A 24,418-nucleotide genomic window follows, 5' to 3' on the forward strand; every position below is an offset into this window, starting at 1 on the left:
GCGGACAGAACCCGCCACCGCCAGCCTCCCGGAACGTCAGCCGCCGGCCCCCGCGACACCGATCAGCCACCGGAAACCGACACCCCCTGAACAAACCTCAGCGTTCGCACACTTCACGACGATGCCCGACGGAGACGACCTCGACCCTGATCCGGGTGTCGTCCACGTCGTAGGGCACACGGTGGCCACCGACACGGATGCGGTACTCCGAACGGCCCTGAAGCTTTCTGCAGCCACCCGGGCGGGGATCGTCGGCAAGACCGGCGATCGCTGTAACGACACGCTTGCGTACCGGACCGTCGAGTTTGCGCAGCACTTTTCGAGCCGATACCGAGATCTCGACCGTGTACCGGGTCACTCGTAGTCCTCGGCCCGGAAAGGGACCATCTCGTCGCGCCCTGCCCGGATATCGTCTTTCACACGGTCGATCTCGGCGGCATCGACCAGGTCCTCGTAGTGCTCCACCCATGCCGCGGGCACCAACACGTACCCGGAGAGATCGCGACCCACGAACGGGTCCGGTTCCCCGGGGTCCACGGGTTCAGCGGTCATTGTTCATCCTCACCCTCGGACTTCGGCCGGACCTGCGAGCCGACCACATCGACAGAGTTCCGCGGCTGCAGCCGCATCCGGATCCTCCGCATCCAGGTTATGCGTACACGCGAGCTGAGCAGGCTAGCCCGGACGAACACCGGGGGCGGCAGCGGACGGGACCCGCCGCCGACCTCTCGGAGCGTCAGCCGCCGGTGCCCGCGACACCGATCGGGCAGCTGGCGCCGGTCCCGCCGATGCCGCAGTAGCCGCCCGGGTTCTTGGCGTCGGACAGGTACTGCTGGTGGTAGCCCTCGGCGAAGTAGAACTCCCGCAGCGGGGCGATCTCGGTGGTGACCGGCCCGTACCCGGCCCGGGTGAGCACCGGTTGGAAGGCGTCCCGGGTGGCCTCTGCGGCGGCCCGCTGGGCGTCGTCGTGGTGGTAGACGGCGGAGCGGTACTGCGTGCCCACGTCGTTGCCCTGACGCATCCCCTGGGTGGGGTCGTGCCCCTCCCAGAAGACCTTGAGCAGTTCGGTGTAGCTGATCCGCTCCGGGTCGAAGACCACGCGCACCGCCTCGGTGTGGCCGGTCAGCCCCGAGCAGACCTCCTCGTAGGTGGGGTTGGGCGTGTGGCCGCCGGCATAGCCCACGGCGGTGGTGACGATGCCGCGGTCGGCGCCCAACCGCCAGAACGTGCGCTCGGCGCCCCAGAAGCAGCCCATGCCCACGTCGAGGATCTGTGTGCCCTCGGGGTAGGGCGGGGTGAGCGGTGTTCCGAGGACGGTGTGCGCCGAGGGTACGGGCATCGGGGTGTCCCGGCCGGGCAGGGCGCGTGCTGGATCGACCATGGTGGTCCTGGTACCGAACATGTGTCCAGCGTAATCGGAAAGCCGACACCGCACACGGGCTCTTCCGGGCCTGTGGCCGGCGGTCCGCCTCAAAACGGGCAGACACCCCGGAGGATTCATCCTACGATCGAAGCCGTGCGCGAATCCAACCACGGCGTCCTCCTCGGGGCAAGCGCCTTCCTCCTCTGGGGCTTCGCCGCCCTGTACTGGCCCTTCCTGTCCGCCTCCGAACCCAGCGAGGTGCTCGCCCACCGCATGGTGTGGTCCCTCCTCGCGATGTCCCTCTTCCTCTTCGCCTCCCGCCGGGGCTGGTCCTGGCTCCCCGGCGTCCTGCGCAGCCCGCGGCGCTTCCTGCCGGTCGCGGCGGCCGCGGTCGTCATCTCCGTCAACTGGTGGGGCTTCATCTACTCGGTCTCCATCACGGAGACACTCCAGGCCTCGCTCGCCTACTTCATCAACCCGCTGATGTCGGTGTGCCTGGGCGTGGTGTTCTTCTCCGAGCGGCTGCGCCGCCTGCAGTGGACGGCGGTCGGCCTGGGGACCCTGGCCATCGTGGTCATGACCCTCGCCTACGGCTCCGCGCCGTGGCTGTCCCTGCTGATGGCCTCATCGTTCGCGGCCTACGGGGCGATCAAGAAGTACGTCGACCTCGACGGCGCTCAGAGCCTCACCGTCGAGACCATGGTCATGTTCCTGCCCGCACTGGGCTTCGTCGTCTACCTGGAGGCGACCGGCTCGGGCACCGCCCTCTCCGTCTCCCCCGCACACACGGCGCTGCTCGTCGGCGGCGGCTTCGTGACCGCGCTGCCACTGCTGCTGTTCGGCATGGCCACCCAGCGGGTGCCGCTGAACGTCATCGGCATGCTCCAGTACATCGTCCCCACGATGATGTTCTTCATCGGCTGGCTGCTCCAGGACGAGGAGATGCCGCCGAGCCGGTGGCTCGGGTTCGCGATCGTGTGGCTGGCGGTCGCCGTGTTCGCCTACGACCAACTGCGCGCCTCCCGGCACCGGTCGGCCGCACGAAGGCGGGAGACATCGGCCGCCTGAGATCCGATCCCCCGATCCGCGAGAACAAAACCACGTTCAGTAGTGTTGTGCTAACTTTACGTTCGAGGCGGGGGTTCCCCGCCCGGAACACACACCACACGTCGCGGAGGATTGGACCATGCCTGGCACCGGCCGAGCGGCACGCGCCGCCTCGACCGCGCCCGGCACCGCCCCGGAACTCCTCGGCGTGTGGCTGCTGTCCGGAGCGCTCCTGGTGCTCTTCTGGATTCTGGCAGCGGCCCCGGCACACGCCGACGGCACCGACGGTGCCACGCCTCTGACGGCGGCCGTCCCCACCGGGGTGGCCTCCCCGGTCACCGCCGTCCTGGGCACCGTCCACGCGGGCCTGGAAGGCCCGACGGCACGGACCGCCACCGTCCTCCCCTCGACGGCGGAGGCACTCGGCACGGTCGGCGACGGAGCGCGGCACGTCGTCCAGGAGATCGGCCACGTCCCCCCGACCGGCTCCGTGGCCGTCCTCACCACCGCCCCGTCCCCCGGCCCCGATCCGGCGAACATCCACGCACCGCACCCGGGCGCTGGGGCCCGCACCGTCCCGGACACCGGCCACGCGTCGCCGCCCGAGCCCCCCGCCGCGGCACGCACCGCACCGCCGCCGGACGCACCCGCCGCCGCGCTGATCCCGGCACACCCTCCCGCGCCGGACACCGGCCGGGCCGCCGCGACCAGTGCCGACACCGAACCGGTGCCCGCACCCGAGACCGAGAGCGGCCCCGCCGCCACCGGCGCACCGGGGTCGGTGTCCGCACCGGGCATCGCCGGATACCTCACCTCCACGTACCTGGCCGCCCCCGCCGCAGCGCTCGTCCGCGCCCCCGGGAGCCTTCCGCGCACCGTGCCCGGCGGCCCCACCGACGACCCCACCGTCTCCCCCGACTAGGACCGGCCCCCTTTCGGACCGTTCCCAGTCCCAGCGCGGTACCCGGCACCGCCGTCCCTGGGAGCTGACCTGAGTTCCGTGCGCTCGCTCACGTGACTCATGTCAGCCGGTGGTCCACCACTCCTCCGGCCCGGCCCGCACGCGCCCGCACACGCACGCGGCCACCCGTGTTCCACGAACCGACCCTGAAAGGCACGACCATGGCCCAGACCACGCGGACCTGCGCCCGCACCCTCGTCCTCGCCGCCGCCACCGCCGGGTTCATCTCCCTGGGGGCCGGCGTCTCCCTCGCCGAACCCGGCACCAGCGGCCTCGGCCCGGCCGCGGGCCGGGTCCTGTCCGAGACCGTCGCCCCGGCGATGGGAACCGTGGCCCCGGGCGGGTTCGTCCCCGCGGCCGACAGCGCCCTCCAGGAACTCCAGAGGACCGCCAGGGAGCAGGACAAGCCCGCCCCGGACCTGTCCGCTCCCCTGCGTGCCGGTGAGGGCGTGGGCTCACCCGCCCTCGCCGACACCGTCGCCGCGGTCCAGGACGGCACCGGACTGGACGGCGACCCCTCCGACACGGTCGGCCACGCGGCGGGCGACGCCCTGACGGGGGCCACCACGGACACCGGGACCGTCGTCGAGGGCACGCTCCGGGGCGCCGGCTCTGGCCTGGAGGACTCCGCGTCCCAGGCCCTGCCGAGCACCGTGGGCGAGGTCGACGGCCTGAAGAGGGACGTCCTGCCCTCACCCCTGCTCCCCGGGCCCGGCACCGTCCGCCAGAGCGCCCCCGCCCCCGCGCTTGCCGACCTCACCAGCGGCACCGGGATCGGCGACCTGACCTCGCAGGTGTCCGACGCGACGGGGCTGGGCCTGCCCCGGGTGGCCGAGGGCCTGGACACCGGCACGGTCGAGGCCCTGGGCGCGCGCGTGGCCGAGGGCGACCTGCTGAGCGAACTCGACCTCAGCGACCCGGTCTCCATCGAGGGCGGCACCCCGCAGGGCACCGCGGGGCCCGCGTCCGGGGCCGAGGGGCTCACGAGCCACCCGACCTTCCTCAACCCGCTGCCCGGCTCCACGGCCCTGCCCGCCGTGAGCTGACCGGCTTCCGGAGACACGGCGTCCCCGCCGCCCTGCCCGGGCGCCGGGGACGTCATCCGTGTGAGCGCCGGTCAGCCGCTGCGGCGCACCACGTAGTCGCACAGGGTCTCGAAGGCGCCGCGCGCCGCCCCGTGGGGCAGCGTGGCCAGTTCGGCGCGGGCCCGGTCGGCCCAGCCGTCCAGCGTCGCCTCCGCCTCGGCCATCGCGGAGTGCTTGCGCAGGAGTACCAGTGCCTCCTCGGCCTCCTCCTCATCCAGGGGGCGGCCCAGGAGCGAGCGGAGCCGCTCGTCCTCGGGCTCGGTGGAGCGCAGTGCGTGGAACATCGGCAGGGTGAGCACACCCTCGCGCAGGTCGGTACCGGGGGTCTTTCCGGAGTCGGAGGTCTCGCTGGCCACGTCCAGCAGGTCGTCGGAGATCTGGAAGGCCATTCCCAGAGCGTCGCAGGCCCGGGTGAGCGTGGCCACGGTCTGGGGGTCCACCTTGCCGAACATGCCGCCGAACTGGGCCGAGGACGCGATGAGCGAGGCGGTCTTGTCACTGATGACCTGGAGGTAGTGCTCCAGCGGGTCGACGCCCCGCGCCGGGCCGGAGGTCTCCAGGATCTGCCCCTGGACCAGCCGGGCGAACGTGGCCGCCTGCAACCGGACCGCGTCGGGCCCCAGGTCGGCGAGCAGTTCGGAGGCCTTCGCGAACACGTAGTCCCCGGTGAGGATGGCGACGCTGTTGCCCCACCGCTGGTTGGCGCTGGGACTGCCCCGCCGCAGTTCCGCCTCATCCATGACGTCGTCGTGGTAGAGCGTCGCCATGTGGGTGAGTTCGACCACGGACGCGGCGGGGATGAGGTCGGGCGCTCCGGTATCGCCGAACTGGGCGGCGAGCAGCACCAGCATGGCGCGGAACCGCTTGCCGCCCGCCGTGATCAGGTGGGACGCCGCCTCCGTCAGCATGGGGTTGCTGGACTCCACGGTCGACCGCAGGAGCGCCTCGACCCTGTCGAGGTTCTCCTGGACCTCCCGGGCGAGTGTCGGGTCGACTCTCGGCAGAGCGAGAAAACCGCTCGGGACAGCACCGCTCACCGTAAGGCTCCACCTGTTGAACGGGCGCGGGTGGGCGCCCCTGGGAGGGGCCCACCTCGCGCTCAGCACATGAACATGATTCGACTTGCCACGGTATCCGACCCGGATTGCTCATCCAAAGCCATCCCCCGTTCGGAGGTCATCCTTCCCCCGAAGCCGCTGTGACCTGGTGCACCGTGACCGAGACGGGTTCGGCCCCGGGTTCGGCCCCGGGCAGCAGGCGGTCCAGGAAGGCTTGCGGGAACACGCCCAGCACCAGGGTGGCGGCCACACCGAGGGCGATCACCCCGCCGGTGAGGACGCCCGCCGGCGCCACCGTCGGCCCCTCGCCCTCCGGGTCCCGGAAGAACATCACGACGATGATCCGGACGTAGAAGAAGGCGGTGACCGCACTGCTGAGCACGCCCACGACCACGAGCGGTGTGGCGCCTCCGGCGACGGCCGCCTCGAACACGGCGAACTTGCCGATGAAGCCGCTGGTGAGCGGGATCCCGGCGAAGGCGAGCAGGAACAGGCCCAGGGATCCCGCCAGGAGCGGGGAGCGCCGTCCCAGTCCGGCCCACTGGTCGAGGTCGCCGACCTCCTGCCCGCCGTCCTTGGTGCGCACCAGGGTGACCACGGCGAACGCTCCCAGGGTCGTGAACCCGTAGGCCGCCAGGTAGAACATGGCGCCCGCGAGTCCCTCGACGCTGTTGGCGACCACGGCCGTGAGGATGAACCCGGCGTGCACCACCGACGAGTAGGCCAGCAGCCGCTTGACGTCGCGCTGGGTGACGGCGATGATCGCGGCGGCCACCATCGTGAGGATCGCCACGGTCCACAGCATCGGCTCCCACACCTGCACGGACCCCCCGAAAGGGACGAAGAACACGCGCAGCAGCGCACCGAAGGCGGCGACCAGGGTGCAGGAGGCCATGAGCGCGGTGATGGGCGTGGGCGCGCCCTGGTACACGTCGGGCTTCCAGTTGTGGAACGGCACCGCGCCGACCTTGAACAGCAGGCCGACACCGACCAGCCCGATCCCCATGACCAGCAGCGGTTCCCCCTCCCCTCCGGCGAAGACGGCGGCACCGCCGCTCTCCACGGCCGCGCGGATGTCGGCGAAGTCCACCGATCCCGCGTAGCCGTAGACCATGGCGATGCCGAACAGGAAGAACGCCGAGGCGAACGCGCCCAGCAGGAAGTACTTGACCGCGGCCTCCTGTGAGAAGAGGCGGCGGCGACGGGCCAGACCGCACATCAGGTACAGCGGCAGGCTCATCACCTCCAGGGCGATGAACATGGTGAGGAAGTCGTTCGAGGCGGGGAACATGAGCATGCCCAGGACCGCGAACAGCACCAGCGGGTACACCTCGGTGTGCTGGGAGCCCGCCATGATGTGCGCGCGCTCCTCCTCACTGCCGGGCACCGTGGCCGCCTGCGCGGCGAAGGCGTCGCGGCCGTCGCGGCGCTCGGCGATCAACATGAGGCTGACCAGGGCCAGGACCGCCACGGTTCCCTGGAAGAAGAGCACCGTGCGGTCCACGGCCAGCACGCCGGCGGCGAGCAGCGCCCCCTCCTCGGGGAGGGTGGCCATCTGGGCCAGGACCAGTCCGAACACGGTGAGCAGGGCGAGCGCGGCCAGGGCGATCTGGAGTCCGCGCCGCCCGGCGGGCACGAACGCCTCGAACAGCACGGCGAGCACGCCGGCCGCGAACACCGTCAGCAGTGGCGCGAGCAGCCACCAGTCCAGTGCCGGTGCCGCCTCGGTGAGTCCGGGAAGCTCCGGCTCCACGGCCTCGGCGGGGATGAGGGGGATCACTCCTCGTCTCCTTCCTCTGCACCGCCGTCGGCGACGGCGGCGGCCTCGGAGGCGTTCTCTTCGGCCGTGCGTTCCACTGCGGGGTTGATCACGTCCAGGACCGGCTGCGGGTAGAGGCCGAACGCGATGATCAGGGCGACCAGCGGGCCGACCGCCCAGGCCTCGCGCCCGGACAGGTCGCGCAGCCCGGACAGCGTGTCGGGCAGCGGGCCGGTCATGGTGCGCTGGTACATCCACAGGATGTAGAGGGCGGCCAGGACGACGCCGGCCGTGGCCAGGACCGCCGGGACCGCGTTGAACTCGTACACGCCGACGAACACCAGGAACTCGCTGACGAACGGTGCCAGTCCGGGCAGCGCGAGCCCGGCCAGGCCGACGACCAGGAAGGTCCCGGCGAGCTTCGGGGCGATCTTCTGGACGCCGCCGTAGTCGGCGATGAGCGCCGTGCCCCGTCGGGCGATGAGGAAGCCCACGATGAGGAACAGCGCCCCGGTAGCCAGCCCGTGGTTGACCATGTACAGGGCGGCCCCGGCCTGGCCCGACGGGGTCAGGGCGAAGATGCCCAGGGTGATGAACCCGAAGTGCGACACCGAGGTGTAGGCGACCAGCCGCATCATGTCGGTCTGGCCGATGGCCAGGACGGCACCGTAGACGATGCTCACCAGGCTGAGCCCCACCACGGGCCACACGAACCAGGAGACGGCGCCCGGGAACAGCTCCATGCAGTAACGGAGCATCCCGTAGGTGCCGACCTTGTCCAGCACGCCCACGAGAAGGACGGCGGTTCCGGGCCGGGAGGCCCCGGCCGCCGACGGCAGCCAGGTGTGCACGGGCCACATCGGCGCCTTGATCGCGAAGGCGACGAAGAAGCCGAGGAACAGCCACCGCGCGGTCTCCGGCGACAACGCGCTCAGCGCGCCGCCCTCCCCGACCAGGTCGGACCAGAGGAACGTGCCGCCGTAGACGTACACCCCGATCACGGCGACCAGCATGACCAGGCCGCCCGCGAGGCTGTACAGCAGGAACTTCACGGCCGCGCGGGCGCGGTCGTCCCCGCGCCCGTACCGCCCGATCATGAAGTAGACCGGGATCAGCATGGCCTCGAAGAACACGTAGAACAGGAAGACGTCAGTGGCGGCGAAGACGCCGACCATCATCGCCTCCAGAAGGAGGACGAGCGCCAGGTAGCCGCGCCCTCCGTCGGGACGGTCGTCGTGCTCGTTCCAGCCGGCCAGGACGACCAGCGGGACCAGGACGACCGACATCAGGATCAGCGCCAGCGCGATCCCGTCGACGCCCACCGCGTAGTTGACCCCGAAGTAGGGGATCCAGGGGTGGACCTCCTCGAACTGGAGCCGTCCCGCAGCCGAGACGTCGAACGACAGCGCCATGCCCGCGGCCACGAGCAGCGTGGCCAGGGAGAAGCCCAGCGCGGTGCGCTTGGCGGTTTCGGCCGAGGCGCGCGGGAGCGCCCACAGGACGAGTGCGCCGACCGCGGGCAGGGCGATGGCGAGTGTGAGCCAGGGGATCATGGTCTAGAACCTCACAACCAGCGTCGCGGCGACGATCACGGCGCCGAAGAGCATCGTGAGCGCGTAGGTGCGGGCGAACCCGGTCTGGGACCGGCCGAGCCCCCGTGAGGAGTCGCGCACACCCATGCCGAGCCCCTCGACCACGCCGTCGATGACCTTGTCCTCCACCTTGACCAGGACCTTGGTGAGGACCTGTCCGGGCTTCATGAGCAGTTCCTCGTTGATCTCGTTGCCGTAGAGCTCCCTCGCGGCCGCGACCGTGACGAGGTTGCCCGCCGGGGCCACGCGGGCGACCGGCCTGCGCAGGTACACCAGCCAGGCCGCGGCCACGCCGAGGACCAGCACGGCCAGCGCCGCGATCCCGTAGGGGCTGGTGAAGGCGTGCGCCACGTCGAAGTGGTGCGGCTGGGCGGCCACGGCCGGGGCGAGGAAGCCCGCGAACCGGTCACCGAACATGAGGAAGCCGCCCAGGGCGACCGAGCCGAGCGCCAGCACGACCATCGGCGCGGTCATGACCGCCGGGGACTCGTGCGGGTGCACGCCCTCGTCCCAGCGCTTCTCGCCGAAGAAGGTCATGAAGACCATCCGCGACATGTAGAACGCGGTCAGTGCGGCGCCGACGATGACCGAGACGCCGAGCACGGTGCCCGTGGTGCCGCCGAGGTCGAAGGCGGCGGAGATGATGCTCTCCTTGGTCCACCAGCCCGACAGGAACGGGAAGCCGATGATGGCGAGGTAGCCGAGGCCGAACGTGGCGAACGTGATCGGCATGGCCTTGCGCAGTCCGCCGTAGCGGCGCATGTCCACACCGTCGTTCATGGCGTGCATGACCGAGCCGGCGCCCAGGAACAGTCCGGCCTTGAAGAAGCCGTGGGTGACCAGGTGGGCGATGGCGGCCACGTAGCCGATCGGGCCGAGCCCGGCGGCCAGGACCATCATGCCGATCTGGCTCATCGTCGACCCGGCGAGGGACTTCTTGATGTCGTCCTTGGCCGAGGCGATGACGCCGCCCGCCAGCATCGTGGCGGCTCCGACCACCGTGACGGCGGTCTGTGCGGCGGGGGCGCCCTCGAAGATCGGGCCGGCGCGCACCACCAGGTACACGCCCGCGGTGACCATGGTCGCCGCGTGGATGAGGGCCGACACCGGGGTGGGGCCCTCCATCGCGTCGAGGAGCCACGCCTGGAGCGGGAGCTGCGCGGACTTTCCGCACGCCCCCAGGAGCAGGAGGAGGCCGATGGCGAGGAGGACGCCGTCGCCCATGGCGGGGACCTCGGCGAACACGTCGCTGAAGCCGACCGCGCCGACGGTGGTGAACATGATCATGATCGCCACGAGCAGGCCGATGTCGCCCACCCTGTTGATCAGGAACGCCTTCTTCGCCGCGACGGCCGCGGAGGTCTTGTCCTGCCAGAACCCGATGAGCAGGTAGGACGCCAGGCCGACGCCCTCCCAGCCGAGGAAGAGCAGGACGAAGTTGTCGGCCAGCACCAGCGTGAGCATGGCGGCGACGAACAGGTTGAGGTAGGCGAAGAACCGCCGCCGCCTCGGGTCCTCGGCCATGTAGCCGACGGAGTAGATGTGGATCAGCGATCCGACGAAGGTGATGAGCAGGGCGAAGGTGATCGACAGGGGGTCGATCAGCAGGTCGGCCCCGGCGGCGACGCCGCCCGAGGAGAACCACTCGTAGACGGGGACCGCGACGGCGCGGTCCGCGGCGCCCCTGCCCAGGAGTTCGAACAGGATCAGCAGGGCCCAGGCGAAGGAGGCCACCGGCAGGGCCGTGGCGAGCCAGGGGCCCCAGGAGTCGGTGCGCCGTCCGCCCAGCAGCAGGAGCGCCGCCCCGGCCAGCGGGAGGGCGATCAGCAGCCAGGCGTTCGACAGCACCGCTCCGTCGGCCGCGACCGCCACCGCGGGTTCGGCGGCGAGGTTGGTGTGAGGTGTCACTTCCACGTCGCCTTCTAGTGCTTGAGCAGGTTCGCGTCATCGAGCGACGCGGACCTGCGGGTTCGGAAGATCTGCATGATGATCGCCAGCCCGACGACCACCTCGGCGGCGGCGACCACCATGACGAAGAAGGCGATCACCTGGCCCTCGATGTCCCCGTGCAGCCGGGCGAACGAGACGAACGCCAGGTTGCAGGCGTTGAGCATGAGCTCCACGCACATGAAGACGATGATCGCGTTGCGCCGGATGAGCACGCCGACCGCGCCGATGGTGAAGATCAGCGCCGCCAGGACGATGTAGTTCATCGGGTCCACGTGGACTCGACCTCCTGACCGTTGCCGTCGCGGTCTCCGTCGGTCTCCCCGTCCGGTTCGGCTCCGTCACCGTCGGCCCGGGGCAGCACGCCCTCCTTGGACAGGGCCGAGTCCGACGCCCCGCCCGGGAGCGGCGGACGGCCGGCCCGGACCTCGCCGGGCACGCCCGACTGGAACTCGGGGTCGCGCGCGGTGAGCACGGGGTTGAGGGAGAGGGTGGCGACCGTGCCGTCCGGCAGCAGCGCGGGCATGTCGATCGCGTTGTGCCGGGCGTAGGTGCCGGGGCCGGGCAGCGGTGTCGGGTGGTCGCCGCGGATGCGGTCCTCGGAGATCTCCCGCTGGGTGCGGCGCTTCTTCGTCCGCGCGGTGTGCGCCAGGACCAGTGCTCCCAGGACCGCCGTGATGAGCAGTGCGCCGGTGGCCTCGAAGGCCACGACGTAGCGCAGCAGCAGTTCGTTGGCGATCCACGGGATGCTGCCCCCCGCGGCGGCCGCGCCCGCGGCGATGCCCACGGGTTCGTCCACGACGATGCGGCCGATGCCGGTGGCCAGGGCCCCGACGAAGCACAGGGCGACCACGGCGGTGAGGAGGCGCTGCCCGCTGAGCGTCTCCACGAGGGAGTCGGCCGCGCTGACGCCGACGAGCATCAGCACGAACAGGAACAGCATCAGGACGGCGCCGGTGTAGACGACGATCTGGACGACCATGAGGAACGGCGCCTCGTTGATGCCGTAGAAGACGGCGAGGCCGACCATGGCCAGGGCCATCGACAGCGCCGAGTGCACGGCCTTGCGGGAGAAGACCACGCCCAGGGCGCCGAGGACGACCAGGGTGCCCAGGATCCAGAAGGCGACGGCCTCACCCGAGCCGCCGGTACCCGACAGTGCGGGTGCGCTGGTGACGAGGTGGGAGGTCAACGTGTGGCCTCCGTCGTCTCCTGCGAACCGTGCTGGCCGCGGCCGGTGGCGTAGTAGTCCTCCTCGGTCTCACCGAGGCGCATCGGGTGCGGCGGCGCCTCCATCTCCTCCTTGAGCGGGGCGAGCAGCTGCTCCTTGGTCCAGATCAGGCTCTGCCTGCTGTCGTCGGCCAGCTCGTACTCGTTGGTCATGGTCAGGGCGCGGGTGGGGCAGGCCTCCACGCACAGCCCGCACAGGATGCACCTCAGGTAGTTGATCTGGTAGACGCGCCCGTAGCGTTCGCCGGGCGAGTACCTCTCGTCCTCGCTGTTGTCACCGGCCTCGACGTAGATGGCGTCGGCCGGGCAGGCCCAGGCGCACAGTTCGCACCCGATGCACTTCTCCAGACCGTCGGCCCACCTGTTCAACTGGTGTCGGCCGTGGAAGCGCGGCGCCGTGGGGCGCTTGACCTCCGGATACTCGACGGTGGGCACCTTCGTGAACATGGTGTGGAAGGTGACACCGAACCCCTTGACCGGGTTGAGCCATTCAAGCACCGTTGACCTCCTCACCCTTCTTGTTGCTTCCGGCCGCGGCCGTGGCCGTCCGCGGCGGTTCGGCGAGCACGCTGCTTCCGTAGTGCGCGGCCGTACTCGGGGGCACCGGGAAGCCGCCGAAGGCGGCGTCCTCGTGGGCGCGGCGCGCGTTGTGCGCGCGTTCGGCCGCCGCCTCGGCCCGTTCCCTGCGGGCGTGGCGCAGCCAGGCCCAGAACGCCGCGACGGTGGCCGCGGTGAAGGCCGCGACGACCGCGGTGACGACCACCGGGGAGGCGTCCTCCAGGACGAGCATCCGCACGACGGCGACGGCGGTGATCCAGACGAGCTGGACGGGGATGAGCACCTTCCAGCCGAGCTTCATCAACTGGTCGTAGCGGACACGGGGCAGGCTGCCGCGCGCCCAGATGAACAGGAACATGACGCAGACGAACTTGAGCAGCCACCACAGGGCGGGCCACCAGCCCTCGTTGGCCCCCGGCAGGAGCAGGGCGACTCCGGGCGGCGCGAGCCAGCCGCCGAGGAAGAGGGTGACGGACACCGCCGCGACGGTGCACATGTTCACGTACTCGGCGAGGAAGAACATCGTGAACTTCATGGATCCGTACTCGGTCATGAAGCCGCCGACGATCTCGCCCTCGCCCTCTGCCAGGTCGAAGGGGAGCCGGTTGGTCTCCCCGACCATCGTCACGAGGTAGATGAGGAACGACGGCGCGAGCAGCACCGCGAACCACAGTCCGCGCTGGGCGTCGACGATCCCGGAGGTGGTGAGCGTGCCGGACATGATGAAGACCGCCACGAACGACAGCCCCATGGCGATCTCGTAGCTGATCACCTGCGCGGAGGCGCGCAGGCCGCCCAGCAGGGCGTAGGGCGACTGCGAGGCCCATCCGCCGAGCACGAACCCGTAGACGCCCAGCGCCGCGGTGGCCAGGACCACGAGGGCGGCGATGGGAAGGTCGGTGAGCTGGAGCGGAGTGACGACGCCGAAGAGGTTCACCTCGGGACCGATCGGGATGACCGAGAACGCGATGAAGGCGGGCACGGCCGCGATCATCGGTGCGGCGATGTAGACGAACCGGTCCACCCCGCGCGGGATCAGGTCCTCCTTGAGGGAGAGCTTGATCCCGTCGAAGAGCGACTGGAGGAGACCGAAGGGGCCCATGCGGTTGGGCCCGTGCCGCTGCTGCATCCGGCCCATGACCTTGCGGTCGGCCATGATCATCATCAGCACGCACACCATCAGGAAGACGAAGATCGCCAGCGCCTTGATGGTCGTGATCCACCAGGGGTCCTGCCCGAAGGCCTCCAGGTGGGCCTCCGAGGCCAGGAGTGCCGCGGGCGGTTCGAGGACGGCGGGGGTCACGACTGCCTCCCGGTGTCGGTGGTGTTCGGGGACACGACGACCGTCTCCCCCGCGCGCCCGCCGAGGTCGCGCGGCACGTCGCAGCCGTCGGCGTTGGCGGGCAGCCACACGGTCCGGTCGGCGATGTCGGTGACGATGACGGGCACGGTCACGGAGCCGCGGGTGCCGGTGACGCGGAGCTCTCCGCCGTCGGGGACCCCGATCTCGGCGGCCGTGGCGCGGGAGAGGTGGGCGCGGGCCCGGCGGGCCGTGCCGGCCAGGAACGGCTCGCCGTCCTCCATCCGGCCGGTGCCCAGCAGTTGGCGCCAGGTCGACAGAAGCGCCTGGCCCGGTCCGGGTTCGAGGACCGGCGCGGGGCGGACCGCGGGCTCCCTGTGCCGCCGACCGGTCCACGCGCCCAGTTCGAGCAGTTCCCGGTAGGCGCTGGCGGCGTCGGGCAGGCCCAGGTGGACGTCCATCGCGTCGGCGACCGCCGCGAGCACCCGCAGGTCGGACAGGGCACCGGGCACCTTGAGCGCGTCGCCGAAGGGCCGGTGGCGGCCCTCCCAGTTGACGAAGGTGCCGGACTTCTCGGCGACCGCGGCGACCGGCAGCACCACGTCGGCGCGGTCGGTGACCTCGCTGGCCCGCAGTTCGAGGCTGACGATGAACGGGACCCTGGCCAGCGCGGCGCGCGCGGCCTCGGGGTCGGGCAGGTCGTCGAGCTCCACCCCGGCGATGACCAGGGCGTCGAGCTCTCCCGCCGCGGCGGCCTCGATGATCGCGGAGGTGTCGCGGCCCGGCCGTTCCGGCAGCGCGGACGTGTTCCACGCGCGCGCCACCTCGGCGCGTGCCTCGGGGTCGGCCACGGGGCGTCCGCCCGGCAGCAGTCCGGGCAGCGCCCCGGCGTCGACCGCCCCGCGCTCGCCGGCGCGGCGCGGCACCCACACCAGGCGCGCCCCGGTCCGGTGGGCCAGGGCCAGGGCGGCGGTCAGGGCACCGGGGACGGCGGCGAGCCGTTCGCCGACGACGAGGACCGCCCCGTCGCGGTTCATCTGCTCGGCCGTCTCGGGGCTCTCGGTCTCCAGGGCGTTGAGGACGCGCGCCTCGTCGCCGGGCAGCGAGCGGACGAGCGTGCCGTGGGTCTTGGCCAGCCCCAGGGTGCTGTGCGAGGCGAGGGCGAAGACGCGGGTGCCGTTCCTGCGGTAGCCCTTGCGCAGCCGCAGGAACATGCTCGGGGACTCGTCCTCGGGCTCGATCCCGGCCAGGAGCACGGCGGGCGCCTGCTCCAGCGCGGTGAAGTCCACCCCGACGGGGGTCCCCGCCACGCGCGCGGCCAGGAAGTCGGCCTCCTCCTCGGAGTGGGCGCGGGCGCGGGCGTCCACGTCGTTGGTGCCCAGGGCTAGGCGGGCGAACTTGGCGTAGGCGTAGGCGTCCTCGTAGGTGAGGCGGCCGCCTACCAGAACGCCGACCCTGCCGCGCGCCGCGGCCAGGCCGCGCGCTGCCAGGCCCACGGCCTCGGGCCAGGAGGCCGTCTCCAGGGCCCGGGAGTCCTCGTCACGGACCAGCGGCCGGGTGAGCCGGTCGGCCTGGGTGGCGTAGGTGAACGCCCACCGGCCCTTGTCGCAGTTCCACTCCTCGTTGACCTGCGGGTCGTCCCCGGCGAGGCGTCGGGTGACCTTGCCGCGCCGGTGGTCGGTGCGCTGGGCGCAGCCGCCCGCGCAGTGCTCGCACACGCTGGGTGTGGAGACCAGGTCGAAGGGGCGTGAGCGGAAGCGGTAGGCGGCACCGGTGAGCGCGCCGACCGGGCAGATCTGCACGGTGTTGCCGGAGAAGTAGGAGTCGAAGGCCTCCCCCTCGGCGATGCCGACCTGCTCCTGCGCGCCGCGCTCCATGAGCTCGATGAGCGGGTCCCCGGCGATCTGCGCGGCGAAGCGGGTGCAGCGGGCGCACTGAATGCAGCGCTCGCGGTCGAGCAGCACCTCGCTGGAGAGCGCGATCGGCTTGGGGAAGGTGCGTTTGACGTCGACGAAGCGGGTCTCGCCCTGCCCGTTGGACATCGCCTGGTTCTGGAGGGGGCACTCGCCGCCCTTGTCGCAGACCGGGCAGTCCAGCGGGTGGTTGATCAGGAGGAACTCCATGATGCCGCGCTGGGCCTTCTCCGCCACCTCGGAGGTGAGGTGGGTCCTGACCACCATGCCCTCCATGACGGTGATGGTGCAGGAGGCCTGCGGTTTGGGCATCCCCCGGCCGTTGCCCATGTCGGGGATCTCCACCAGGCACTGGCGGCAGGCCCCGACGGGGTCGAGCAGCGGGTGGTCGCAGAACCGCGGGATCTGGATGCCCAGCAGTTCGGCGGCCCGGATCAGCAGCGTGCCCTTGGGCACCCGGATCTCGAATCCGTCGATAGTGACGGTGACCAGGTCCTCCGGTGGCGGGGCCGGGGCCGCCCCACCGGAGGAGTTGGACGTGACGGTCACTGGTTCCCTCCCCTTTCCTTCTGGGTCGGCCGGTCCCCCCAGAGGGTGGCCTTGGAGTGGTCGAAGGGGCAGCCGCCCTTCTCCACGTGGTCGATGTACTCCTGTCGGAAGTACTTGATGGAGGACATGACCGGGCTGGTCGCGCCGTCGCCGAGGGCGCAGAAGGACCGGCCGAGCAGGTTGTCGCAGATGTCCAGGAGCTTGTCGAGGTCGGCCTCGGTGCCCTCGCCGCGCTCCAGGCGGTCCAGGACCTGGACCATCCAGAAGTTGCCCTCGCGGCAGGGTGTGCACTTGCCGCAGGACTCGTGGGCGTAGAAGGCGATCCAGCGGCCGACGGCCCGGACCACGCAGGTGGTCTCGTCGAAGATCTGGAGGGCGCGGGTGCCGAGCATGGACCCGGCTGCGCCCACCGACTCGAAGTCGAGCGGGGTGTCGAGGTGCTCCTCGGTGAAGATCGGCGTGGAGGAGCCGCCCGGGGTCCAGAACTTGAGCCGGTGCCCGGCGCGAATCCCGCCCGCCATGTCGAGGAGTTCGCGCAGGGTGATGCCGAGCGGCGCCTCGTACTGGCCCGGGTTCGTGACGTGCCCGGACAGGGAGAAGAAGCCGAACCCGGCGGACTTCTCGGTGCCCATGGACGTGAACCACTCGGCGCCGTTGGCGACGATGCCCGGGACGCTGGCGATGGACTCGACGTTGTTGACCACGGTCGGTGAGGCGTAGAGCCCGGCGACCGCGGGGAAGGGCGGTTTGAGGCGGGGCTGGCCCCGGTAGCCCTCCAGGGAGTCCAGCAGGGCCGTCTCCTCGCCGCAGATGTAGGCGCCCGCTCCGGCGTGCACGACGACGTCGAGGTCGAAGCCGGTGCCCAGGATGTTCCTGCCGAGCAGTCCGGCCTCGTAGGCCTCGGCGACGGCCCGGCGCAGGCGACGGATGACGTGGACGACCTCACCGCGCACGTAGATGAACGCCTGGCTGGACCTGATCGCGTAGGAGGCGATCGCCACCCCCTCCACCAGCAAGTGCGGGTTGGCGAGCATGAGCGGGATGTCCTTGCAGGTCCCCGGCTCGGACTCGTCGGCGTTGACGACGAGATAGCGGGGATTGGGGTTGTCGGCCGGGAGGAAGCCCCACTTCATCCCGGTGGGGAACCCGGCGCCGCCGCGGCCGCGCAGTCCGGACTGCTTCACCGCGTCGACGATGGCGTCGGGCTCCATGGCCAGCGCCTTGCGCAGGGCGTCGTACCCGCCGGTGGCCCGGTAGCCCTCGTAGGTGTAGGAGTCGGGCCGGTCCCAGTGCTCGGACAGGATCGGGGTCAGGGTGGTCACTGGTTCCCCTCCTCGCTCTGTGCGGTGTCGGGAGTGGGAAGGTGCGCCGGATCGGGCGCGGTCCAGCCGCGTTCACGGGCGAGCTTCAACCCGGCCAGGGACGGCTCGGCCGCCTGGACGCCCTCGCCGGCGCGGCCGTCCTCGAACCCGGCCAGCACCCGCGAGGCCTGCTTCCAGGTGCACAGGCTGTCGGGGCCGCGTGTGGGGGCGACGTCCCTGCCCAGCCGCAGGTCGTCGACCAGCCGTTTGGCGCTCTCGGGCGTCTGGTTGTCGAAGAACTCCCAGTTGACCATCACGACGGGCGCGAAGTCACAGGCCGCGTTGCACTCGACGTGCTCCAGCGTGACCTTGCCGTCCTCGGTCGTCTCGTTGTTGCCCACGTCCAGGTGCTCCTTGAGGGCGGAGAAGATCTCGTCGCCGCCCATCACCGCACACAGGGTGTTGGTGCACACGCCCACCTGGTAGTCGCCGCCGGGGCGGCGCCGGTACATGGTGTAGAAGGTGGCCACCGCGTTCACCTCGGCGAGGGTGATGCCGAGCTGGTCCGCGCAGAAGCGCATCCCGGCCCGGCTGACGTGCCCCTCCTCGGCCTGGACCAGGTGCAGCAGCGGCAGCAGGGCCGAGCGCTCCTTGGGGTAGCGGCTGATCAGCTCCTTGGCGTCCTGTTCCAGACGCGCGGCCACCTCGTCGGGGAACCGGTCGGGTCCGCTCTCCCCGCTGCCGGGTGTGTTGTGCTCGGTCACCGGTCCACGCCTCCCATCACCGGGTCGATACTGGCCACGGCCGCGACGACGTCCGCCACGGTTCCGCCCTCGCACATGGCGGCGACGGCCTGCAGGTGCGTGAACGAGGGGTCGCGGAAGTGCACGCGGTAGGGGCGGGTGCCCCCGTCGCTGACCGCGTAGCACCCGAGTTCGCCCTTGGCGCTCTCGACGGCCGCGTACGCCTGGCCCGCGGGCACCCGGAAGCCCTCGGTGACCAGCTTGAAGTGGTGGATGAGCGCCTCCATGGAGCCGCTCATGATGTGTGCGATGTGGTCCGGGGAGTTGCCCATCCCGTCGGGGCCCAGCGCCAGCTTGGCGGGCCACCCGATCTTGGCGTCCTCGATCATCACCGGGCCGGGGGCGAGCTTGTCCAGGCACTGCTCGACGATCTTCAGGCTCTCCTCCATCTCGGCGATGCGCACGCGGTAGCGCGCGTACACGTCGCCGCCGTCGGAGACCGGCACGTCGAACTCGTAGCCCTCGTACCCGCAGTAGGGCTTGGCCTTGCGCAGGTCCCAGGCCAGGCCGGAGGCGCGCAGCAGCGGCCCGGTCACGCCCAGGGCCATGCAGCCGGGCAGGTTGAGATAGGCCACGTCCTTGGTGCGCGCCAGGTAGACGGGGTTCTCGTCCAGAAGCTTGCGCATGGTGGTGATGCGTTTGGGCATCTCCTTGAGCAGCTCCCGGACCTTGCCGACGGTGCCGGGCGGCAGGTCCTGGGCCACGCCGCCGGGGCGGACGTAGGCGTGGTTCATCCGCAGGCCGGTGACGAGCTCGAAGATGTCGAGGATCATCTCGCGCTCGCGGAAGCCGTTGGTCATGACCGTGGTCGCGCCGAGCTCCATACCGAAGGTGGCCATCGCGACGAAGTGCGAGGCCATGCGGTTGAGCTCCATCAGCATCACGCGGATGACGCTGGCCCGTTCGGGGATGCGGTCGTCGATGCCGAGCAGCTTCTCCACGGACAGGCAGTACGCCGCCTCGTTGAACAGCGGCGTCAGGTAGTCCATCCGGGTGACGAACGTGGTGCCCTGCGTCCACGTCCGGTACTCCAGGTTCTTCTCGATCCCGGTGTGCAGGTAGCCGATGCCGACCCGGGCCTCGGTGACGGTCTCGCCGTCCAGGGTCAGGATCAGCCGCAGGACGCCGTGTGTGGACGGGTGCTGGGGCCCCATGTTGACGACGAGGCGTTCGGCGCTCGTGGCCTGCGCCTTCTCGATAACCTCGTCCCAGTCCCCGCCGGAGGCGTCGATGTAGTCCTCGGTGACGGTCATGCCGTCCCTCCCTCTTGCGCGCGGCGCGTCACGGTCCGGTGGCTCACTGGTAGGACCTCCGCTCGTCCGGCGGGGGCACGGTCGCCCCCCGGTACTCGACCGGGACACCACCCAGCGGGTAGTCCTTGCGCTGGGGGTGGCCGTGCCAGTCGTCGGGCATCTGGATCCGGGTCAGGGCCGGGTGCCCATCGAAGACGATCCCGAAGAAGTCCCAGGCCTCGCGTTCGTGCCAGTCGTTGGTCGGGTAGACGGAGACGATCGAGGGCACGTGCGGGTCGGCGTCGGGGCAGGCGGTCTCGACGCGGATCTCGCTGTTGTGCGTGATGGAGCGGAAGTGGTAGACGGCGTGCAGCTCCCGGCCGGTGTCGTCGGGGAAGTGGACGCCGGCCACTCCGGTGCACAGCTCGTAGCGCAGTGCGGGGTCGTCGCGCAGGACCCGGGCGACGGCGGTGAGCGCCTCGCGTCGCACGTGGAAGGTGATCTCCCCCCGGTCGACGGCGACCCGCTCCACCGAGGACTCATCGCCGGTCGCACCGAGGGCGGCCTCCAGTGCGTCGGCGACCCGGTCGAAGTCGGCGGTGCGCGGGTCGTCGGGATCGGTGAAGGGCCGCGTGCTCGCCAGCGGCGCGCGTTCGCGGACCCGGAGCCCGCCGTAGCCGGAGGTGTCGCCGGTCGTCGCGGTGCCGAACATGCCGGTCCGTTTGACGGGGGCGGCCAGGCGCTCGCGGCCCCGCAGTTCCGGGAGGTGCTCCGTGTCCGGGCGGTCGGCCTCGTTGTCGGTGCTCATATTCGTCAGTCCTTGGTCACCAGCGGCAGCGAACTGCGGAGCATGCGCTCCTCGGTCTCCTCGATCTCCCGCTCCCGGTGCACGCCGAGCTTGGTGTTCTGCACCTTGTCGTGCAGCTTGAGCACGGCGTCCAGGAACATCTCCGGCCGGGGCGGGCAGCCGGGCAGGTACATGTCGACGGGGACGATGTGGTCCACGCCCTGGACGATCGCGTAGTTGTTGAACATGCCGCCGCTGGAGGCGCACACGCCCATGGCGATGACCCACTTGGGTTCGGGCATCTGGTCGTAGATCTGGCGCAGGACGGGTGCCATCTTCTGGCTGACCCGGCCGGCGACGACCATGAGGTCGGCCTGTCGGGGGGTGGCACCGAACTTCTCCATGCCGAAACGGGCCAGGTCGTAGTGGGGGCCGCCCACGGACATCATCTCGATGGCACAGCAGGCCAGGCCGAACGTGGCGGGCCACATCGAACTCTTGCGGGCGAGCCCGACGACCTGTTCCACGGTGGTCAGGATGACGCCGCTCGGCAGTTTCTCTTCGAGTCCCATCAGCGACGGACCTCCTCGGTGCGCGGGGTTGTGGTGCGGGGCGGCTGCGGGGTCAGTCCCATTCGAGCCCCCCGCGGCGCCACTCGTAGGCGTAGGCGATGGAGACGTTCACCAGGAAGAGGACGATCGCGACCAGTCCGAACCAGCCCAGGGCGTCGAAGTGCACGGCCCAGGGGATGAGGAAGATGATCTCGATGTCGAAGACGATGAACATCATGGCCGTCATGTAGTACTTGACCGTGAACCGGCCGCCGCCCGCCGGTTGCGGGGTGGGTTCGATGCCGCACTCGTAGGCCTGCATCTTGGCCCGGTTGTAGCGCTTGGGGCCGATGACCGCCCCAACCACCATCGACACCACGACGAACGCGGCGCCGATCCCGCCAAGCACGAAGAGCGGTGTGTAGAGCTCCATCCGTCACTTTCCTTCTGGCTGGTCGGGAAGTCCGTGGCTTGTGATTGCTTTCACTAGCGAGGGCCCATCTCGTGTCCCGGCCGTCGAGACGGCCGACTCGTGTCCTTCCAGTGCCGTCCGGCCCCGCTCTAGGCGGCGGGGGCGATGCGCGACAGGCCGTTGATGACCCGGTCCATGGCGTCGCCCTGGGTCGGTTCGGTGAGGTTGGCGAGCATCTTCAGCGCGAACTTCATGAGCGTGCGCTGGCGCAGGCCGTAACGGGTCGCGTACTTCATGAACTCGGGCTGTCCGAGGAGCTTCACGAAGTAGCGCCCGAGCGTGTAGTAGCCGCCGTAGGCGTCGGCGAGCACGTCGGGGTAGCGCAGCAGGGCGCGTTCACGGGTCTGCTGGGTGGTGCGGCCGTGCGCCTGGACGATCACGTCGGCGGCGATGTGGCCGGCCTCCATGGCGTAGGCGATGCCCTCGCCGTTGAAGGGGTTGACCATGCCTCCGGCGTCGCCCACGAGCATGAGCCCGCGCGAGTAGTGGGGGACCCGGTTGAACCCCATGGGCAGGGCGGCACCGCGGATGGCGCCCCGCTGGTTGCCCTCGGTGAAGCCCCACTCCTCGGGCATGCTCTCGGTCCACCGGCGCAGGAGCTTGCGGTAGTCGACGTCCTGGAAGGAGGCTGTGGAGTTGAGGATGCCCAGGCCGATGTTGCAGGTGCCGTCGCCAACGCCGAAGACCCAGCCGTACCCGGGGAGGAGGACGTCCTTATCCCCGCTGCGGTCCCACAACTCCAGCCAGGACTCCAGGTAGTCGTCGTCGTGGCGGGGGCTCTCGAAGTAGGTGCGCACGGCCACGCCCATCGGGCGGTCGTCGCGCTTGCGGATGCCCATGGCCACGGACAGCCGGGAGGAGTTGCCGTCGGCGGCGACCACGAGCGGCGCACGGAAGAGCAGGGGTTCGCGGTCGGCGTCCTTGGCGTGCACGCCGACGATGCGGTTGCTGCGCTCGTCCATGAGGGGGCCGGTGACGGTGGTGCGCTCCAGCAGCTTGGCCCCGGCGGAGACCGCGCGGTCGACCAGGATCTGGTCGAAGTCGTAGCGGGTGCGGACCAGGCCGAACCCGGGGTAGGCCGCGAGGTCGGGCCACGGCAGGTCCATGCGGACCCCTGCCCCGATGATGCGCAGTCCGTGGTTCTTGACCCACCCCTCGTCCTCGAAGCCGATGCCCATGGCCGTGAGCTGCTTCACGGCGCGGGGGGTCAGTCCGTCTCCGCAGACCTTCTCGCGGGGGAAGGAGGTCTTCTCCAGGAGGAGGACGTCCAGTCCGGACTGGGCAAGGTAGTAGGCGGTCGTGGAGCCCGAGGGGCCGGCGCCGACGACGATGACGTCGGCGTCGTACTCGGTCCGCTCCCGGCCTCTAGGGGAGGAGGTGGCTGTCTCGCTCACGGGTGGGGTCCTCGACTACTCGCGCGGTGCGCCGCGGCGGGCCCGGTGCGGGTTCGGCCTGCTCACGGCGTGGATCGTACGAAGCCCACCCCGTCCAAAATGTCCATTTTGTGGACTGTGGGATGAACCTCGCACCCTTGTGAAGCACTTCACAAAGCTCTTTTCCGCAGTCTAGACCCTCCGAGGGCCGGGAGGCGACCCCCGAGGGGGTATTCGAGACCGCTTGTCAATATTCACCCATAAGGCCACAGACAGCGCATTGTCCTCAGAAGCCGTCACCCTCCGAAGGGCACCCAGCTCAGGGACGGCTTTCCACTCCCGCAAGGCGGCGGCACAGCGAAGAGCCCCGAGGCGTCCGGGGACTCCTCGGGGCTCCAGGGATCTTCGCTCCGGGGCGGGCTACCCCTCCTTGAAGGCGCGGTGCAGGGCCACCGTCCCCAGGGTCAGGTTGCGCCAGGCGACCCGCGACCACCCGGCGCCTTGTAGGATGCGCGCCAGTTCGGGCTGGGTGGGCCAGGCCATGATCGACTCGGACAGGTAGTCGTAGGCCTCGCCGCGCCCCGTGACCGCACCCGCGATCTTGGGCAGGGCCGCCATGAGGTAGGTGGAGTAGACCCGGTCCACCACCGGCACCGGGATATGGCTGAACTCACAGATGACCAGACGCCCCCCGGGCCTGGTCACCCGCAGCAGCTCGCGCAGCGCCTGGTCGACGTCGTTGACGTTGCGCAGACCGAAGGAGATCGTCACCGCGTCGAAGGTGGCGTCGGCGAAGGGCAGGCTGAGTGCGTCGCCCGCCACGAAGGTGACCCCGCCCGTGGAGGCACCGCCGCGCCGCTCGACGCCCGCGCGCAGCATGCCCAGTGAGAAGTCGCAGGCGATGACCCGCGCCCCCTTGCGCACGAAGGACTCCGAGGACGTGCCCGTGCCGGCGGCCAGGTCCAAGACCAGCTCCCCGCTGTAGGCGTCCACCGCGTCCACCACGGCCCGCCGCCAGGCGCGGTCCCGGCCGAGGGAGACGACGTCGTTGACGAGGTCGTATCTGGCGGCGATGCCGTCGAACATCGCCGCGACGTCCTGGGGCTTCTTGTCGAGTCTGGGGCGGGTCATGGCACAAGACTAAGGGGCCGCAACCGCCCTCCGGGACCGGTCCGCGCCCGGCGTGAACCGATCACCGGCGGGGCCGTCCCATGGGCGCGGACCGTGCGGGCGAGAGGTGGGCCGGCGTGAAGTTCGGCCCTGTGGACCCCGTGGGCGGGCAGGGCCCGCCGGAGGAGCCCGAAGGCTGCCCCGCCGGCCCCGTGGCGGAGGAGGATCCCCTCCTGCCTCCGCCGCGATGCGCCACCGGCTGAGGGCCGGCCTGGCGGTGCTCCACGCGCCGCCGAACCGGTCGGGCCGTCGCGACGGCGCGGAACGAGGAGCGGGAGGGGCGTACGGCCGCCGCGGAACTTCCGTGCGGGGGCCTTCTCCGGCCGCCGTTCCTGAGGTGCCCGACACGTCATGTGTCCACCCACCC

General features: G+C 70.9%; 23 protein-coding genes. 3 read left to right on the forward strand and 20 right to left on the reverse strand.

The genetic code is table 11. The features are described 5' to 3' along the window. Positions 1 to 97: 97 nt before the first annotated feature. The 3 genes from B042_RS24615 to msrA all read right to left on the reverse strand — a co-directional run bounded on the left by B042_RS24615 (position 98) and on the right by msrA (position 1,402). Positions 98 to 358 (reverse strand): type II toxin-antitoxin system RelE/ParE family toxin, encoded by a 261-nt coding sequence (locus B042_RS24615; protein ID WP_081748526.1) that lies wholly within the window; start codon positions 356 to 358, stop codon positions 98 to 100. After that, positions 355 to 552 carry a hypothetical protein gene (locus B042_RS0100595; protein WP_028646577.1) on the reverse strand — a complete coding sequence of 66 codons (198 nt, stop codon included), beginning with the start codon at positions 550 to 552 and terminating at the stop codon, positions 355 to 357. Before B042_RS0100595 ends, B042_RS24615 begins: the two co-directional genes overlap by 4 nt. Before the next feature lie 184 nt (positions 553 to 736). Next, positions 737 to 1,402 (reverse strand): peptide-methionine (S)-S-oxide reductase MsrA, encoded by a 666-nt coding sequence (gene msrA / locus B042_RS0100600; protein WP_028646578.1) that lies wholly within the window; start codon positions 1,400 to 1,402, stop codon positions 737 to 739. Between the two features lie 114 nt (positions 1,403 to 1,516). On the opposite strand from msrA, the gene rarD reads away from it, so the two are divergent. The 3 genes from rarD (at position 1,517) to B042_RS0100615 (ending at position 4,417) form a co-directional block, all read left to right on the forward strand. Further along, positions 1,517 to 2,431 (forward strand): EamA family transporter RarD, encoded by a 915-nt coding sequence (rarD, locus tag B042_RS0100605; protein WP_028646579.1) that lies wholly within the window; start codon positions 1,517 to 1,519, stop codon positions 2,429 to 2,431. 118 nt (positions 2,432 to 2,549) lie between these two features. Next, positions 2,550 to 3,332, forward strand: coding sequence for a hypothetical protein (locus B042_RS24185; RefSeq protein WP_028646580.1), 783 nt, complete (start codon positions 2,550 to 2,552; stop codon positions 3,330 to 3,332). Between the two features lie 200 nt (positions 3,333 to 3,532). Then, entirely contained in the window at positions 3,533 to 4,417 is an 885-nt protein-coding gene (locus tag B042_RS0100615) for a hypothetical protein (RefSeq protein ID WP_028646581.1), read from the forward strand. A gap of 71 nt (positions 4,418 to 4,488) precedes the next feature. On the opposite strand, the gene B042_RS0100620 is transcribed toward B042_RS0100615, so the two are convergent. From B042_RS0100620 to B042_RS0100700, 17 genes are all read right to left on the reverse strand, one after another. Beyond that, positions 4,489 to 5,493, reverse strand: a complete 1,005-nt coding sequence (locus B042_RS0100620; protein ID WP_028646582.1) for a polyprenyl synthetase family protein — start codon at positions 5,491 to 5,493, stop codon at positions 4,489 to 4,491. A gap of 139 nt (positions 5,494 to 5,632) precedes the next feature. Then, positions 5,633 to 7,294 (reverse strand): NADH-quinone oxidoreductase subunit NuoN, encoded by a 1,662-nt coding sequence (gene nuoN, locus B042_RS0100625; RefSeq protein ID WP_051415365.1) that lies wholly within the window; start codon positions 7,292 to 7,294, stop codon positions 5,633 to 5,635. Beyond that, positions 7,291 to 8,826 (reverse strand): NADH-quinone oxidoreductase subunit M, encoded by a 1,536-nt coding sequence (locus B042_RS0100630; protein ID WP_028646584.1) that lies wholly within the window; start codon positions 8,824 to 8,826, stop codon positions 7,291 to 7,293. The genes nuoN and B042_RS0100630 overlap by 4 nt, the downstream gene beginning before the upstream one ends. Before the next feature lie 3 nt (positions 8,827 to 8,829). Then, the gene (gene nuoL / locus B042_RS0100635; protein WP_028646585.1) at positions 8,830 to 10,773 is read right to left on the reverse strand and encodes an NADH-quinone oxidoreductase subunit L; all 1,944 of its coding nucleotides are present in this window, start codon (positions 10,771 to 10,773) and stop codon (positions 8,830 to 8,832) included. A 14-nt stretch (positions 10,774 to 10,787) separates the two neighbouring features. Beyond that, complete coding sequence (gene nuoK / locus B042_RS0100640; RefSeq protein ID WP_028646586.1) at positions 10,788 to 11,087, reverse strand: NADH-quinone oxidoreductase subunit NuoK; 300 nt, start codon at positions 11,085 to 11,087, stop codon at positions 10,788 to 10,790. Continuing rightward, positions 11,075 to 12,004: an NADH-quinone oxidoreductase subunit J gene (locus B042_RS0100645; RefSeq protein WP_028646587.1), complete on the reverse strand. Its 930-nt coding sequence runs from the start codon at positions 12,002 to 12,004 to the stop codon at positions 11,075 to 11,077. Before B042_RS0100645 ends, nuoK begins: the two co-directional genes overlap by 13 nt. Then, positions 12,001 to 12,540: an NADH-quinone oxidoreductase subunit NuoI gene (nuoI, locus tag B042_RS0100650; protein ID WP_028646588.1), complete on the reverse strand. Its 540-nt coding sequence runs from the start codon at positions 12,538 to 12,540 to the stop codon at positions 12,001 to 12,003. The genes B042_RS0100645 and nuoI overlap by 4 nt, the downstream gene beginning before the upstream one ends. Beyond that, the gene (gene nuoH, locus B042_RS0100655) at positions 12,533 to 13,903 is read right to left on the reverse strand and encodes an NADH-quinone oxidoreductase subunit NuoH (RefSeq protein ID WP_028646589.1); all 1,371 of its coding nucleotides are present in this window, start codon (positions 13,901 to 13,903) and stop codon (positions 12,533 to 12,535) included. The genes nuoI and nuoH overlap by 8 nt, the downstream gene beginning before the upstream one ends. Continuing rightward, positions 13,900 to 16,362, reverse strand: a complete 2,463-nt coding sequence (locus B042_RS0100660; RefSeq protein ID WP_028646590.1) for an NADH-quinone oxidoreductase subunit G — start codon at positions 16,360 to 16,362, stop codon at positions 13,900 to 13,902. The genes nuoH and B042_RS0100660 overlap by 4 nt, the downstream gene beginning before the upstream one ends. Then, positions 16,359 to 17,684 (reverse strand): NADH-quinone oxidoreductase subunit NuoF, encoded by a 1,326-nt coding sequence (gene nuoF, locus B042_RS0100665; protein WP_028646591.1) that lies wholly within the window; start codon positions 17,682 to 17,684, stop codon positions 16,359 to 16,361. The genes B042_RS0100660 and nuoF overlap by 4 nt, the downstream gene beginning before the upstream one ends. Beyond that, a complete protein-coding gene (gene nuoE / locus B042_RS0100670; RefSeq protein WP_028646592.1) occupies positions 17,681 to 18,427 on the reverse strand; it encodes an NADH-quinone oxidoreductase subunit NuoE in 747 nt (248 codons plus the stop codon). Before nuoE ends, nuoF begins: the two co-directional genes overlap by 4 nt. Then, positions 18,424 to 19,719 (reverse strand): NADH-quinone oxidoreductase subunit D, encoded by a 1,296-nt coding sequence (locus B042_RS0100675; RefSeq protein WP_028646593.1) that lies wholly within the window; start codon positions 19,717 to 19,719, stop codon positions 18,424 to 18,426. Before B042_RS0100675 ends, nuoE begins: the two co-directional genes overlap by 4 nt. Positions 19,720 to 19,762: 43 nt before the next feature. Further along, positions 19,763 to 20,506 (reverse strand): NADH-quinone oxidoreductase subunit C, encoded by a 744-nt coding sequence (locus B042_RS0100680; protein WP_028646594.1) that lies wholly within the window; start codon positions 20,504 to 20,506, stop codon positions 19,763 to 19,765. Between the two features lie 5 nt (positions 20,507 to 20,511). Continuing rightward, positions 20,512 to 21,057: an NADH-quinone oxidoreductase subunit B family protein gene (locus tag B042_RS0100685; RefSeq protein WP_028646595.1), complete on the reverse strand. Its 546-nt coding sequence runs from the start codon at positions 21,055 to 21,057 to the stop codon at positions 20,512 to 20,514. A gap of 52 nt (positions 21,058 to 21,109) precedes the next feature. Further along, entirely contained in the window at positions 21,110 to 21,469 is a 360-nt protein-coding gene (locus B042_RS0100690; RefSeq protein ID WP_028646596.1) for an NADH-quinone oxidoreductase subunit A, read from the reverse strand. Between the two features lie 128 nt (positions 21,470 to 21,597). Beyond that, a complete protein-coding gene (locus B042_RS0100695) occupies positions 21,598 to 22,902 on the reverse strand; it encodes a geranylgeranyl reductase family protein (RefSeq protein WP_028646597.1) in 1,305 nt (434 codons plus the stop codon). A gap of 399 nt (positions 22,903 to 23,301) precedes the next feature. Next, positions 23,302 to 24,012: a demethylmenaquinone methyltransferase gene (locus B042_RS0100700; protein WP_028646598.1), complete on the reverse strand. Its 711-nt coding sequence runs from the start codon at positions 24,010 to 24,012 to the stop codon at positions 23,302 to 23,304. Positions 24,013 to 24,418 lie beyond the last annotated feature (406 nt).

This window comes from Nocardiopsis sp. CNT312 (assembly GCF_000515115.1).
Classification (GTDB): domain Bacteria; phylum Actinomycetota; class Actinomycetes; order Streptosporangiales; family Streptosporangiaceae; genus Nocardiopsis.

Bases quoted from the DNA above. Each gene is read 5' to 3' on its own strand.
- B042_RS0100675 (WP_028646593.1), bottom strand. From the start codon at position 19,719: ATGACCGTCACCGAGGACTACATCGACGCCTCCGGCGGGGACTGGGAC.
- B042_RS0100595 (WP_028646577.1), bottom strand. From the start codon at position 552: ATGACCGCTGAACCCGTGGACCCCGGGGAACCGGACCCGTTCGTGGGT.
- B042_RS0100685 (WP_028646595.1), bottom strand. From the start codon at position 21,057: ATGGGACTCGAAGAGAAACTGCCGAGCGGCGTCATCCTGACCACCGTG.
- B042_RS0100700 (WP_028646598.1), bottom strand. From the start codon at position 24,012: ATGACCCGCCCCAGACTCGACAAGAAGCCCCAGGACGTCGCGGCGATG.
- B042_RS0100630 (WP_028646584.1), bottom strand. From the start codon at position 8,826: ATGATCCCCTGGCTCACACTCGCCATCGCCCTGCCCGCGGTCGGCGCA.
- B042_RS24185 (WP_028646580.1), top strand. From the start codon at position 2,550: ATGCCTGGCACCGGCCGAGCGGCACGCGCCGCCTCGACCGCGCCCGGC.
- msrA (WP_028646578.1), bottom strand. From the start codon at position 1,402: ATGTTCGGTACCAGGACCACCATGGTCGATCCAGCACGCGCCCTGCCC.
- B042_RS0100680 (WP_028646594.1), bottom strand. From the start codon at position 20,506: ATGAGCACCGACAACGAGGCCGACCGCCCGGACACGGAGCACCTCCCG.
- B042_RS0100615 (WP_028646581.1), top strand. From the start codon at position 3,533: ATGGCCCAGACCACGCGGACCTGCGCCCGCACCCTCGTCCTCGCCGCC.
- B042_RS0100690 (WP_028646596.1), bottom strand. From the start codon at position 21,469: ATGGAGCTCTACACACCGCTCTTCGTGCTTGGCGGGATCGGCGCCGCG.